Origin of the sequence: Colwellia sp. MB3u-8 (genome assembly GCF_014076985.1) — a bacterium.
In the GTDB taxonomy this organism is placed as follows: domain Bacteria; phylum Pseudomonadota; class Gammaproteobacteria; order Enterobacterales; family Alteromonadaceae; genus Cognaticolwellia.
Window position 1 is genome coordinate 58,100 of sequence record NZ_JACGVA010000072.1, and the last position, 13,446, is coordinate 71,545.

12 protein-coding genes are annotated in these 13,446 nt (G+C 38.7%); 8 read left to right on the plus strand and 4 right to left on the minus strand.

The genetic code is table 11. From position 1 onward, the window contains the following. Positions 1-155: 155 nt before the first annotated feature. From H4J54_RS16220 to H4J54_RS16230, 3 genes are all read right to left on the minus strand, one after another. Positions 156-731, minus strand: coding sequence for a DNA-J related domain-containing protein (locus tag H4J54_RS16220; protein WP_182192046.1), 576 nt, complete (start codon positions 729-731; stop codon positions 156-158). 438 nt (positions 732-1,169) lie between these two features. Continuing rightward, a complete protein-coding gene (locus tag H4J54_RS16225; protein ID WP_182192047.1) occupies positions 1,170-1,862 on the minus strand; it encodes a cupin domain-containing protein in 693 nt (230 codons plus the stop codon). An 81-nt stretch (positions 1,863-1,943) separates the two neighbouring features. Then, complete coding sequence (locus H4J54_RS16230) at positions 1,944-2,561, minus strand: glutathione S-transferase (protein WP_182192048.1); 618 nt, start codon at positions 2,559-2,561, stop codon at positions 1,944-1,946. Positions 2,562-2,802: 241 nt separating this feature from the next. Between H4J54_RS16230 and H4J54_RS16235 the strand changes: the two genes are divergently transcribed. From H4J54_RS16235 to ilvD, 7 genes are all read left to right on the plus strand, one after another. Further along, positions 2,803-3,933, plus strand: a complete 1,131-nt coding sequence (locus tag H4J54_RS16235) for an FAD-dependent oxidoreductase (protein WP_182192049.1) — start codon at positions 2,803-2,805, stop codon at positions 3,931-3,933. A gap of 198 nt (positions 3,934-4,131) precedes the next feature. Next, positions 4,132-4,662, plus strand: a complete 531-nt coding sequence (locus tag H4J54_RS16240) for a TetR/AcrR family transcriptional regulator (RefSeq protein WP_182192050.1) — start codon at positions 4,132-4,134, stop codon at positions 4,660-4,662. Positions 4,663-5,089: 427 nt separating this feature from the next. Further along, positions 5,090-5,671 (plus strand): antibiotic biosynthesis monooxygenase, encoded by a 582-nt coding sequence (locus tag H4J54_RS16245; RefSeq protein ID WP_182192051.1) that lies wholly within the window; start codon positions 5,090-5,092, stop codon positions 5,669-5,671. Positions 5,672-5,780: 109 nt separating this feature from the next. Continuing rightward, positions 5,781-6,113: a YnfA family protein gene (locus H4J54_RS16250; protein ID WP_182192154.1), complete on the plus strand. Its 333-nt coding sequence runs from the start codon at positions 5,781-5,783 to the stop codon at positions 6,111-6,113. 362 nt (positions 6,114-6,475) lie between these two features. Then, the gene (locus tag H4J54_RS16255; RefSeq protein ID WP_182192052.1) at positions 6,476-7,366 is read left to right on the plus strand and encodes a dienelactone hydrolase family protein; all 891 of its coding nucleotides are present in this window, start codon (positions 6,476-6,478) and stop codon (positions 7,364-7,366) included. 243 nt (positions 7,367-7,609) lie between these two features. Then, on the plus strand, positions 7,610-7,948 hold the full coding sequence (locus H4J54_RS16260; RefSeq protein ID WP_182192053.1) for an antibiotic biosynthesis monooxygenase: 339 nt from the start codon (positions 7,610-7,612) through the stop codon (positions 7,946-7,948). Positions 7,949-8,707: 759 nt separating this feature from the next. Further along, entirely contained in the window at positions 8,708-10,387 is a 1,680-nt protein-coding gene (gene ilvD / locus H4J54_RS16265) for a dihydroxy-acid dehydratase (RefSeq protein WP_182192054.1), read from the plus strand. A 377-nt stretch (positions 10,388-10,764) separates the two neighbouring features. Here the strand turns inward: ilvD and glpK are convergent, their stop codons facing one another. Beyond that, on the minus strand, positions 10,765-12,246 hold the full coding sequence (gene glpK, locus H4J54_RS16270; protein WP_182192055.1) for a glycerol kinase GlpK: 1,482 nt from the start codon (positions 12,244-12,246) through the stop codon (positions 10,765-10,767). A gap of 263 nt (positions 12,247-12,509) precedes the next feature. On the opposite strand from glpK, the gene H4J54_RS16275 reads away from it, so the two are divergent. Next, on the plus strand, positions 12,510-13,268 hold the full coding sequence (locus H4J54_RS16275) for a DeoR/GlpR family transcriptional regulator (RefSeq protein WP_182137772.1): 759 nt from the start codon (positions 12,510-12,512) through the stop codon (positions 13,266-13,268). The last annotated feature ends 178 nt before the right edge of the window (positions 13,269-13,446 follow it).

The window sequence follows — 13,446 nt, forward strand, 5'->3', positions numbered from 1 at the left end:
TGGCTTGGGTAACAAAGTAGAGCTGATCTATCATAGTTGGTCTTAGTCATGATGTGAAATACGAACTTAGCGTTAAACTTACTTAAAGTTTAATGAGTGGTTTTCTAAGGCCTAATATGGCCCTTAACGAATTAGAAATAAATAAAAAATTTCCGTTAAGTTTTAGAATAACAAAACTTTAAGATTTCATAGGCTTCTCGGGTTTTGATAAAGTCATCTTTGCTGCCGCCTTTATCAGGGTGATTAATGAAAACTTTTTTTTGGTAAGCATGACGTATCTTAGACCAATCCACACCTTGATTTAGTCCTAACGTCGTCAGAGCATCGCCAACCTTATCTACCGCCTGATATCTTTGCCAAAAACTAGCAAAAAGTGATTCAACCTCTTCAACAGTGATATTATTCAAATTAGACCAGTTTAAATAGTAGTGGGCCAGATCATTATCGCGCGTGGTCAGGGAATTTTTAACGCCATCGCAATGTGGCATCAGACAGATTTCTAAAGGAAAAATTGTCAGTGAAAAACCCTCTGTTTGAATATCATGTTGAATTTGATAAAGCGCATTCATAACAAAAAAATTCTTTTGGAAAATGGCTATCTGAGGAGCGACATCCGTTAGAATAAGCGCAAGAAAGTCTTGTTCACAAAGCTTCACCAAATCAAGCAGCGAGCAGGAACTTTTCTGCTCTCTTAAATATCTCAGTATCGAAATAATTAAAGGATTGGTCATAGGTTTCAGTTCCCCTTTTATTTATTGCACACAAATGACTGTCAGCTGGTACAGTAGAAGTTAGCGTTTACCGGTTAGAGTCAAGAGTATCTTGCTCGCTCTTAAGCAAACCATAGCAATAATGAGGATGTCAGGTCAAAATAGTACTAACTATTAAGCGTTTCAGCTCAGCCAAAATATCCACTGTTAGCGAATAGAAGACCATTTTATGAAGATATAAAACAGCGCTTAATAGACTTTTTAGAGACGAAAGCTGAACATTACAGAATATAGACATGAAAGATCAATCAATAGATACCCATTCATTAGCCAGAAATTATTTGATATAGACTTTTTCATGACTCGCTTTATTTAAACGATAAAAAAATTTGAGTAAAACTCAACGAAAGGGATCGCATGTCCCTTTATTTACTCCCTGTTTATTCTTTATTTAAAAAATTAGTTCGCCACTTGAATCCGTTTTATCTGCTTGCTTACATCAGATAAATTTCCTCTTTTAAGCCAAATTTTTGCGCCATTACTTTTTGCTGTTACTGTTAATGTGTCGCCTAAAGGTAAACGCATCCAGCTATGCTTTTGCAGTAAGTCATTTTGTGCTTGTAATTCCCCGGCTAATACTAATACCTCTGCACCTTCAGGAACCGATAAACTTATTTTTGTATTCGGTTCAAAATAATAAACTGATACTTCTTCATGTTTGTCTTTGTATAACGGGGTAATAGATACGCCAACTGTTTGCGAAGGAATCGCTGGCATTTTATTCATCTGTAGGCGAACATGGGTTCTATCTTCAGGTTGAAATTGCCACAATTTTACAAAAATAATACAGCCGTTATCAGAGCGTGGCGTATGACTAGATTGCGGAGGATTTCGAACATAAGAGCCGATAGGGAAATCTCCACTTTCATCTTGAAATACACCGTCAAGTACCACAAATTCTTCGCCACCGGTATGAACATGAGGAGAGAATTTACTGCCTTTTGCATATCTTACTATGGAGGTTGCTCTAGCCACCTCGCCACCTACTCTATCTAGAGGTCTTCTTTCAACGCCCGGCATAGGTGAGGCTAACCAGTCTAATGAGGTACTATGAACAACGGCTCTTTGCGTAAAATCATCAAGAATTCCCATCAATAAATCCTAGTTAAAAAATAGTAAAAGGGAGCGAGTCGTTAAGGCCATTAAAGCGGTTAAACCTCTCGCGATATAGTTTTATTTAAGGCTTGGTCGTTCTTGAATTTTTGCTCGCCATGCAAGTAAATGTGTGTATTGACTTGGCACAGTTAGTTGACCAAAATCAGCAAAAGCAAGACCTGCGAATAAGGTGATATCAGCCATCGTAAATTCGTCACCGGCGACATAAGGCGCGTTACTTAATACCGTATTAAAATATTTAAAACCGGCCAGTACATTTTTAGCTTGTTTATTGCCCCATGCTTTATTTTGGTCTATTTCAAGATCGGGTCCTAAACCATCAGTTGCATGATGAAAATAAGTAGCGGCAGCGTCAAGTACCATGAATTCAGCTCTGCGTTGCATCATGCTAATAACAGCACGCTCTTTAGCAGACGTTCCTGTTAATGAAATACCGGCAAATGTGTGATCGATATATTCAATAATAGCGGAACATTCAGAAATATAGCTACCATCATCTAATTCGAGTACTGGAACACCAGCCGCTGGATTTTTTACTAAGAAAGCATCACTTCTATGCTCAGCGTTCATCACATCAACAGGAACAAAAGTAACCTGGTCTAGCGCATTTTTTTCAGCTAAAGCCATTCGAACACGAAGTGGATTAGGAAAACCTTCAACATCATATATTTTCATTTTTATTTCCAATTAATGAGTGTAGTTAAATAAGCATTATTTTATTTACTATCAACTTACTTAGTTTTTATATCTAACAACCAAGCTATCTATCTATTGGTAGGTAGCTTGGTTGTTTTTATATCAATTGTCAAATGTTAACTTGTAGCTAAATGTAGCTATTAGCACCTTGTAAAATGACTTGCTTTTAAATTGAACGCCAGTTAATATTTATCTATCAGTAGGTAGGCTTGAGGTGTTAATGAGTGAGGTGTTAATGAATAAAAAGCGCGTAATTATTGTTGGTGGTGGATTAGCTGGTTTGTACACAGCATTTCAGTTAGAACAGTTAAATATTCCCTATGTGCTTTTTGAAGCGAAAGATGTTTTTGGTGGACGCATTCATAGCGAACAGCCTAAGGGAAATAATGATGAGACGTTATTTCATGATCTTGGCCCAACATGGATATTTCCGCATCATTATCGTATGAAAGCATTAGCGGCTAATTTGCAGCAAAATTTATTTCATCAATATATTACTGGTGCGGTTGTTTATCATGAACATACGAATATAGCCCCTAAAATCATTAAAAATGGTCAAGGGCCTTTATTGCATCGTTTAGAAGGGGGTTTATATAAACTTATTTTGGCTTTACAAGCTAAGTTATCAAAAACTAATTACCAGCTTAGTTGTCAAGTGGATAGTTTACTAAAGGTCAACGATACTTGGCAAGTAACAGTGAAAAATACAAAAGATGCTTCGGTCGTTATTCACGAAACCGACCATTTAATATTAGCCTTACCACCCAGACTTATTCATGAATACTTAACGCCTGCTCATTGGGCGAGTGAAGTGTTAACAAAAGCGTTATTGGCTGTACCCACTTGGATGGCAAACCAAGCAAAGTTTATAGCGACTTATCATAAACCTTTTTGGCGAGACAGTGGCTTGGCAGGACAAGCATTTAGTCGCGTTGGACCTATGATGGAAATTCATGATGCCTCAGCCGCAGATCAGCAAGGTTTTGCATTATTTGGTTTTATCGGACTTTCATCCCAAGCCATAAAAAGTGTCTCTATTGAAGATTTAAAAGCCCAGTGCATTAATCAGCTTAAGTTATTGTTTGGCGAAGCCGCCCAGGACTATGAACAGTGTTATTTAAAAAGTTGGGGTAACGATGTCCATGTGGCCACAGGCAAAGACAGAGCAGAGCCAGCGGCGCATCCTGACTTTCATATAAAGCGATTTTCTCAGGAGTTATCGTCATTAAATTTATATTTGGCAGCGAGTGAGTTTTCTGAGCAAGACGCTGGTTATCTTGAAGGCGCGATTAACGCCGCTGATACAGCGATTAGTTTATTGAAAAAAGAAATCTTGTTTAAAAGTCACTAAAAACGGACAAGCATCTTAGTGGTATCAATTTAGCGAAATGATTAAGTATTTGAATAAAATGACTTAGTCATTGATAATAGCCGAGATTATTGAGTAACTAACATTAGCAGTAACCTTGTCTGCTTATATCGCTAATATGGGCATTAAAGCTACTCAATAACTTTATTATTTACTTAACCTCTCAGATAGCATTTATTTATGAATAAAAAATCTCAAATACTCACATTAGCTGAAAACAAAGTAAGGTCTGGCGGCTACGGTAATTTTAGCTTTAGAGAGCTTGCCGATGAAATAGGCATTAAAAGCTCAAGTGTGCATTACTATTTTCGCACCAAAGCTGATTTAGCTGCAGAATTAGCGCATCAGTATACCGATGTATTTTTAGCATCACTAAATGATGAAAAAGCCAAGCAGCAAGAGAGTAGTGCTATTAACCTTTATATTAATATGTTCAAAGCGGCATTGGAAAAAGATAACCAAATGTGCTTATGTGGTTTATTAGGCGCACAGTTAGACGCCTTACCAGAGCAAGTAAAAAGTGAAATTAAACGTTTTTTTGAATTGAATATAAACTGGTTACAACAAAGATATATTGAAGAAAAAGACATGACAGCAGCAAGTGCCAAAGCTAAAGCTATTCAGTTATTAGCCTCTTTAGAGGGCATGATGATTTTATCTAAAGTATTAGATGATAAAACGGCTTTTGATCATATTCAATATTATATTTAACTGCATATTCTTACAAACTACGCTGTTTGGGCGAAGTTGTTAGACAATATTTACCTAAGCTATGTGTCATTGTTGTGCCATTGTTTTGGAATGGTTATCGCATTAAGCCATATTAGAAAAACACCTAAATCTCATTTTTTATGTCCGATCACATTAGTCCACTCACATAAGTCCGTGGATAGCCTAGACGAAGCTAAACCTATATAAATTAAGGCTATATAAAATTAAGCCAAAAAAACAGGGTCAAGGCGAAAGAAAGATAATTCAGCCTATGCTTGTGTAAACATATTTGGCAGTCGCAGACAGTGAGTCACCTAAGTTACTCAAACACACAGCTAATAGTTGCTTCGTTTCGTTTAGCTAAACAATGTTAGCCAACGATAACTTAGCCTGCTATTTAGGCGTTGAGCAATATAAGGACGCAGGTATGCATACAGATAAAGTTGCTGAGAATTCCAGCGATATAGAAGGGGCAACGGTTGTTATTACGCATAGAGTGCGTGAGTGCAAGCATGCCGATTACGAAAGTTGGTCTAATGAAATTGCGCCGCTTTGCAAAGCCTCTCCAGGGAATCTGGACTGGCACATCGTCCGTCCAATTTCTGGACTGACCGGAACCTACACGATTATTATCCGATTTGACACTCGAACACATTTACAAGACTGGATGGAGTCACCGACTCGCTCTCGTCTGATTGACAAAGTTCAGCCGTTATTAGTCACTGGCGATGACTTTTTTATCAGTAGTGGGCTAGATTTCTGGTTTACCCCAGAAAGAGCTAAAGCTAAAGTACCCGTACGCTGGAAACAGTGCCTAGTGACATGGTCTGCCATTTACCCTTTAGTGCTTGGTGTGCCGATAGTCATTGCACCCGTGCTGCGACTATTACACTTTCCCGATAATCATTTTATCACTACGCTTGCAGTAACAGGAGCCATAGTTTTTCTCATGGTTTATTGGATCATGCCTAGTTACACACGATTTATCCAGCGATGGCTATTCAGTTGAGGCACATTTATAGCCCAACAACAAGGTGCAGATGACCGCTTTTTCTCCGCTTTTCTGCTGCAAATCGGCGGCTGAAGCGGTTTGTTTTTTCACTAGTAAGAGAGATTTTATGTTGGAATTTAAAATATTCGGTCTTTTTATCATTACAGCTTTAGCTGAAATTATGGGGTGTTATTTACCCTATCTTTGGTTGCGCGAAGATAAGTCAATTTGGTTGTTGGTTCCAGCTGCGCTAAGCTTGGCCACATTTGCGTGGTTGCTTTCTCTGCATCCTGAGGCCGCTGGTAGAGTTTATGCGGCCTATGGTGGTGTTTATATTTTTATGGCTATTTTATGGTTGTGGGTTATAGAAGGAATTCGCCCAACAGCATGGGATTTAGTAGGGTCGGGAGTAGCACTTTTGGGTATGGCGATTATTATGTTTGCTCCCCGCACGTCATAACAATTAAAAAATGTAAACTGTGCGGTTATATCCGCGCTGATATAGCGAGAAAGGCCTAACGTCATTAGGGCGTCTAAAAAAGCTTTACCCCCGCCTAGCTACCGGAAAATAAACGTTCTTAGAGACTAAATACAATCCAAAAATGACTAGGGCGTAGGCTTTACAGCGGCTAATGTATCACCATCAAATAGTTAACGTTATTTGATCTTTAATTTTTTGTAGAAATAGTAGCCTAACTATTAATCATTATGGGTAAATTGTGATTTTAAAATTTGTGAAGTCATAAAAATTATTCTACTTTATAAGTCTGTTATAAATATTCATCTTGTTTTAAAAATGAAAAGTTTACAAGTGAGATCAACATGTCAAAAAAATTAGATAGTGATATCCCTCAAGAAGCATTTGACTGGTACGACGAATATGCTCATGGAGGTATGGATCGCAGAGCCTTTATGGCAAAGTTAGGTACTTTGGCTGCTGTTGGCTATTCAATGGCATTATTAACATCAACACTGCTGCCTAATTATGCCCTAGCCGAACAAGTCTCTTTTAATGATGCTGAAATAAAAGCAACCTATGAGACCTTTGATTCCCCAGAGGGTTACGGCAAAGGCGCTGGCTATTTAGTCACTCCAACCAATAAAACAGGCACTTTACCCGTTGTTTTAGTTATTCATGAAAATAGGGGGCTGAATCCATACGTAAAAGATGTCACTCGTCGACTGGCTAAAGCGGGTTATCTTGCCTTTGCTCCAGATGCGCTGTTTACACTAGGAGGATATCCTGGGAATGACGATGAGGGTAGAGCAATGCAAAAAACCATGGAGCGTTCTAAAATACAACAAGATTTTGTTGCCGCGGCAAAATTCATCAATAAGCATCACAGAAGTAACGGCAAACTCGGTGCTGTTGGGTTTTGTTTTGGCGGCTACATAGTTAATTATTTAGCCGCGATTGAGTCTGATCTCATTATTGCTGGAGTACCTTTTTATGGCACACCTGCCAAAAGTGAGTTAAGGAAAAATATTAAGGCTTCGTTACTTATTCAGCTTGCTGAACTTGATGAAAGAGTTAACAAATATTGGCCTGAATATGAGAACGACTTAAAAAAGGTAGGAGCCCCTTATCAAATGCACATGTATAAAAATGCCCAACATGGTTTTCATAATGATTCTACTGGGCGCTATGATAAAGAAAATGCAGACCTTGCATGGAATCGTACATTAGCATTTTTTGCTGAAAAATTAGTTTAAAAAATACTTCGTTGGAGGTTACACAAGTAAGGGATAACGTCAGTTTTTTGGGTGATTAAGAAGGGCGTAAATGATCGCTTTGGGGGTTTTTGACAGGCAACGTTGATTTTACTCAGCTCTTTATAACTTAAATAACTATAGCCTCAGATAATTTAACAGCATAATCGACCTCCACATCAAGATAACATCAGCTATTTTCCACTTACAATGATGGGTTAAATGCGTTATATCTATAGGCTAGTGATGGTAAAATATGATATTTGTAAATTTAACTATTGGGTAACTGAAATAAAAATGATAAAAGTACTTATTGAGCGTGTACTCGCTGACGATATGGAAAGCACATACGATTCTGAAATTCGCAAAAGTTTAACCGCAATAATGACGGCAAAAGGTTATATTTCCGGCGCATCATACCGCAACAGTAATAATCCTAATATGAGAACGATTATCACCAACTGGGATAATGTGGCTTGTTGGAATCGTTGGCATAAGTCACAAACACGTCGTGAAGTTAATAAGGCGATTATTTTAATGCTAATACAAGACGAAAAAATTAACGTATTAATATCGCAGTCATAATTTTTCTGCTAACGTCTGCTAAGCGCTCAAGTGAACCATTGTCGGGGCGATTTTGAACACCAAAAAACGACCGCTTTAAGGTAATAGTTATGGTTGATTTTGCCTCAAAAAGGCGGCGAGACCGCCTCAGGTTTTGAGGCACTTCAAATAGGCATTAAGTTTCTGTGCTTTCTGATACAGATAAAGCATGGTTTATTTCAACGCCTAAATATTCAATGGTACTTTCTAAATTTGAATGTCTAAGCAAGAACTGGCTCACTGCTAATTTTTTTGCTTGAGCGTAAATTAGTGTTGCTTTAGCTTTTCACAGAGAAGGTGTTTTATATTGGGTTATATCTAAGCCTATAGTTGCTACCCAGTATTTAACTATATTTGTATAATAGTGATAGCAGATATGTTTTCCTAATTTCTGTGACTAACAGCTTTACCTTTATGCCAAGTAGGGATTATTTAATCCTATTGACGTACAAAATAGATCGCAAAGATGAAAAGGTGAGGTTTATAAATAGGGAACCTCATTATTTAATGTTGTATTTAAGGGTGTTGCTATTAATATGTGGCACCTTGGGGCCGCTCTTAATGTGCTGAACCCTGCATCTTCAAGTAGTTTCGTATAGAAATAGAAATATAAAAATATAGCTATAGAGCAGAAAATGCAATGCATGTGAAGAAAAAGCAGCGTTGGCTTGGTTTCAAAAATTATTTTTTGCGATCTGTTCTAATAAAAATTATTCAATCATGGTTTCGGAGCCAATAACAATGTCAGAAATAAATAAGTATTCAAAAACGGTCACTTTAGACGAATCACAACCTGCTTCACAAGCCATGCTTTATGCGATTGGTTTGACAGAAGAGGACATGAAAAAAGCACAAGTGGGTATCGTTTCTACAGGATGGGAAGGCAACCCCTGCAACATGCACTTAAATGAACTTGCTAAAGAAGTAAAGAAAAGTGTCATTGCTGCCGATTTGGTGGGATTAATCTTTCACACCATAGGGGTGAGTGATGGCATTTCAAACGGAACGGCAGGCATGAAGTATTCTTTAGTTTCTCGTGATGTCATTGCCGATTCTATTGAAACGGTTGCGGGTGCTCAATATTATGATGCTATGGTGGCGATCGTTGGCTGTGATAAAAACATGCCAGGAGCAATGATGGCCTTGGCGCGTGTTAATCGTCCAGGAATATTGGTTTATGGCGGCTCTGTTAAAGCGGGGAAATGGAAAGGTGAAGACTTAAATATTGTCTCTGCTTTCGAAGCTTATGGAAAGAAATTACAGGGCGTTATCTCTGATGAAGACTATAAAGGTGTGATTCAAAATGCGATCCCAGGAGCAGGCGCTTGTGGTGGAATGTACACCGCAAACACTATGTCTTCAGCGATTGAGGCTTTAGGGATGAGCCTGCCTTACTCTTCGTCTAATCTAGCGGTGAGTGATGAGAAAAAGGTAGAAGTGACCAAAGTGGGTGATGCCATTAAAAATCTGCTGGAAAAAGACATAAAACCACAAGATATTATGACCAAAAAAGCGTTCGAAAATGCTTTAAGAATGATCATGGTTTTAGGCGGTTCTACTAACGCAACTTTGCATATGATAGCCATGGCGCGAGCCTGTGGTGTTGATTTAGGTTTAGATGATTTCCAAGCTATGGCTGACAAAACGCCATTGTTGGCAAACTTAAAACCTTCAGGTGAATACTTAATGCAAGACTTACATGCCATAGGCGGGATCCCTGCGGTAATGAAGTATTTATTGGCTGAAGGTTTGTTGCATGGCGATTGTTTGACCGTTACAGGGCAAACCATTGCAGAAAACTTAGCTGATTTACCTGGCCTGCCAGCAGTTCAAGATATCATCAGACCTCTAAGTAAGCCATTAAAAGCAACGGGTCACTTACAAATTCTTTATGGAAACTTGGCTTCTGAAGGCTCAGTTGCCAAAATTACAGGCAAAGAAGGCGAAGTATTCGAAGGTCCAGCAAGAGTTTATGAAGATGAATTCGCGGCAATAAAAGGCATTGAAGACGAAGTACAAAAAGGAGAGGTTATCGTTATCCGTTATTCTGGACCCAAGGGAGCGCCTGGAATGCCTGAAATGCTAAAACCAACGTCAGCAGTAATGGGGGCTGGTCTTGGCAAAGACGTAGCACTGATCACTGATGGTAGGTTCTCTGGAGGTTCTCACGGCTTTGTTGTTGGACACGTTACCCCTGAAGCATCAGAAGGTGGATTGATTGCTTTGGTGCAAAATGGCGATATTATCCGCATTGATGCGGTGACCAACAAATTAGAACTGAAAGTAGACGAAGCTGAAATTGCCAAGCGCAGAGCCGCATGGATAAAGCCAGCTTATAGAGCTACCAATGGTGTATTACGCAAGTATATTGCCACGGTAAAATCTGCATCGCTAGGGTGTGTTACCGACGAAATAGACTAATAGAACCCGTTTTCAGAGCCCGCTTTGATTTTGCATTCTGTTGTGATGCTATCAAAGCGGTCAAAGTTCTGAGATTAAGTTTCCAGCGAAAAATCTCCCGACACTGCACTTGACTGTTTAGTCGACACACTAGCTTGTGTAGTGCTCGTGCTACGTTTTTCTGAATGCAAAAACACCTAAGTCTGTCTGGTTTTAACCACTAAATAGTCAAGATCAACCATAGGATATGCGGTGTCTGAAGGTTTGACTTGCCTGATAACCGCACTGATTATAGTAGATATTAATGTGGTTGAAATATCAGCCTCATACCTTTCTTTGAACGTATCGAGGATTTATCTGGTCCTCATACCTTTAAGGTAACTTTGCATAAATTGTTTTTATTCACTTTGTACACGACGGACGGCATTTAGCCAGCCTTCATACAGACGATCACGCGTAGACTTATCAAATTCAGGTTCAAAACGTTTTTCGTGAAGCCACATCGACTCTAAATCTTCTAATGAGTTATATACTCCAGCTTTAAGTCCGGCAAGATAAGCCGCCCCCAATGCTGTAGTTTCCGTGATCTCAGGACGATCAACTGTCGCGCCTAATACATCAGCAAGAAATTGCATTAGCCAGTTATTAGCGACCATGCCACCATCAACGCGTAATGCTATTGGGCGTACACCATCACTTTCCATCGCTCGTTGTAAATCTTTAGTTTGGTAACACACTGATTGTAAGCCAGCGGTGACTATTTCTTTTATACCCGTATCTCGTGTTAAACCAAAGATGGCTCCTCGGGCATTTGGATCCCAATAAGGAGCCCCTAAACCCGTAAATGCAGGGACTAAATAAACACCATGGTCAACAGGTGTTTGTTGCGCTAATGGTTCTGCCTCTGAAGCGGCATCAATCAGTTTTAAGCCATCTCGCAGCCATTGAATAGTCGCTCCGGCAATAAAAATACTGCCCTCTAAAGCATAGGTAACCTTGCCATTAAGTCGATAGGCCACGGTTGTTAGTAATCTATTTGATGATTTCAGTGCGGTGTTGCCGGTATTAACAATCATAAAACACCCCGTGCCGTAGGTGCTTTTGGCCATACCTTCACGGAAACAGGTTTGACCAAATAGCGCGGCCTGTTGATCACCAGCCATACCTAAAATAGGAATTTCAACGCCTAAAATATTTTTATCTGAGACACCAAAATTATCAGACGAGTCCATAACTTCAGGCAATAACAAGCGAGGAATATTGAATGTAGTTAATAACTCTTCATCCCATTCTTGGCTGTGTATATTAAACAACATGGTACGCGATGCGTTTGTTGCATCAGTGCGGTGTTCTTTTCCGTTGGTTAATTTCCATAATATATAACTATCAAGGGTACCAAATGCTAATTCACCGTTTTCAGCACGAGCTTGAGAGCCTGCTACATTGTCTAAAATCCAGCGTATTTTAGTTGCAGAGAAATAAGGATCGATTAACAATCCCGTTTTTTCAGAGATTAATGTTTCTATATTATTGCTTTTGAGTTGTTGGCAGTACTCACTGGTACGACGATCTTGCCAAACTATAGCGCGATAAATGGGTATGCCAGTCTTGCGATCCCATATCAGTGTCGTTTCACGTTGATTTGTAATACCAATGGCTTTAATAGTATCAGTGCTATTATCAATGGCAGCAATAACCTTTTTACAGGTACTTTCTACTGTGCGCCAAATATCATCAGGGTCATGTTCAACCCAGCCATCATTGGGGAAATGTTGTGAAAACTCCTCTTGGGCAGAATGTTCACTTCGGCCATCACGGTTAAATAATATAGCCCGAGAGCTGGTAGTGCCTTGATCAATTGATAGAATATAGTCAGTCATGCAAAATCCAGTGATGTTATTGTTCGGTGTTAAATGATGTTAAAAAACGTTAACTTATGTTCGTTAATGTTCATTTATATTAGCGGTATATGTTTTATCCATTATTTACAACAGGATAAATAATATTATCAGCTAAATTTCTTTGCTAATGTCATTCATCCTGTCAGAATAGTGACTAATTGTTACGTTAACTTAAGTTTTGATTAAAATTAACATAGTTGCTTTAATTCAAACGAATCAAATAATCCAAAAGTATAAATTAAATGAACCAACAACAACGCCAAGCGTTAATTATTGAGAAGATTCAAGAGCATGGTTTTGTAACCATTGACGAGCTGGTTGAACATTTTAAAGTAACACCACAAACGGTGCGCCGAGATCTTAATCAACTTGCTAAAGCACAGAAAATTTCACGTCATCATGGTGGTGCAGGTACTGAATCGAGTACGGTGAATACTGATTATCAAACACGAAAGATTACCGATCTTCACTCAAAAGAAAAAATTGCGGCTGAGTTGGTGCAAATGATTCCTAATGGCGCATCGCTTTTTATTAATATTGGTACCACAATCGAAACTATTGCCCGAGCGTTACTAAACCATAAAGGTTTGCAGGTTGTAACCAATAATTTAAATGTTGCCTCAATACTTGGCGCTAAAGAAGACTTTACAGTAGTTATTGCCGGTGGCGAAGTTAGACACAGAGATGGTGGTGTTATGGGGGAGGCCACAGAAGACTTCATTAAAAAATTCCGCATGGATTTTGGTATTATTGGTATTAGTGGTATCGATTTAGATGGTTCATTGTTAGATTTTGATTATAGAGAAGTCAGGGTAGCTCAAGCCATTATCGAGAATTCACGGCAAGTACTGTTAGCGGCTGATCAATCAAAATTTGGTCGCAACGCTATGGTACGCTTAGGTAACATTAGCCAAGTAGATCATTTTTTTACTGATGCGACACCACCGGATGAAATAAAACAAATTCTAGTCGACCATAAAGTCACTTTGCACTTAGTATAGTTTTGCATTTAATTTATGCTACCTGATATCATTAATTAGGGTATAAACTTTTCTATTAAGTGTTGCCAAAGTAAGAAAAAATTTAACAAGGATCTTTGTCAGTTGACCTGATAAATATTCAACGACTATGTTAATGATTAACTACAAAGGAAATTTTTGCTGCAATTTCTTGAGTAAT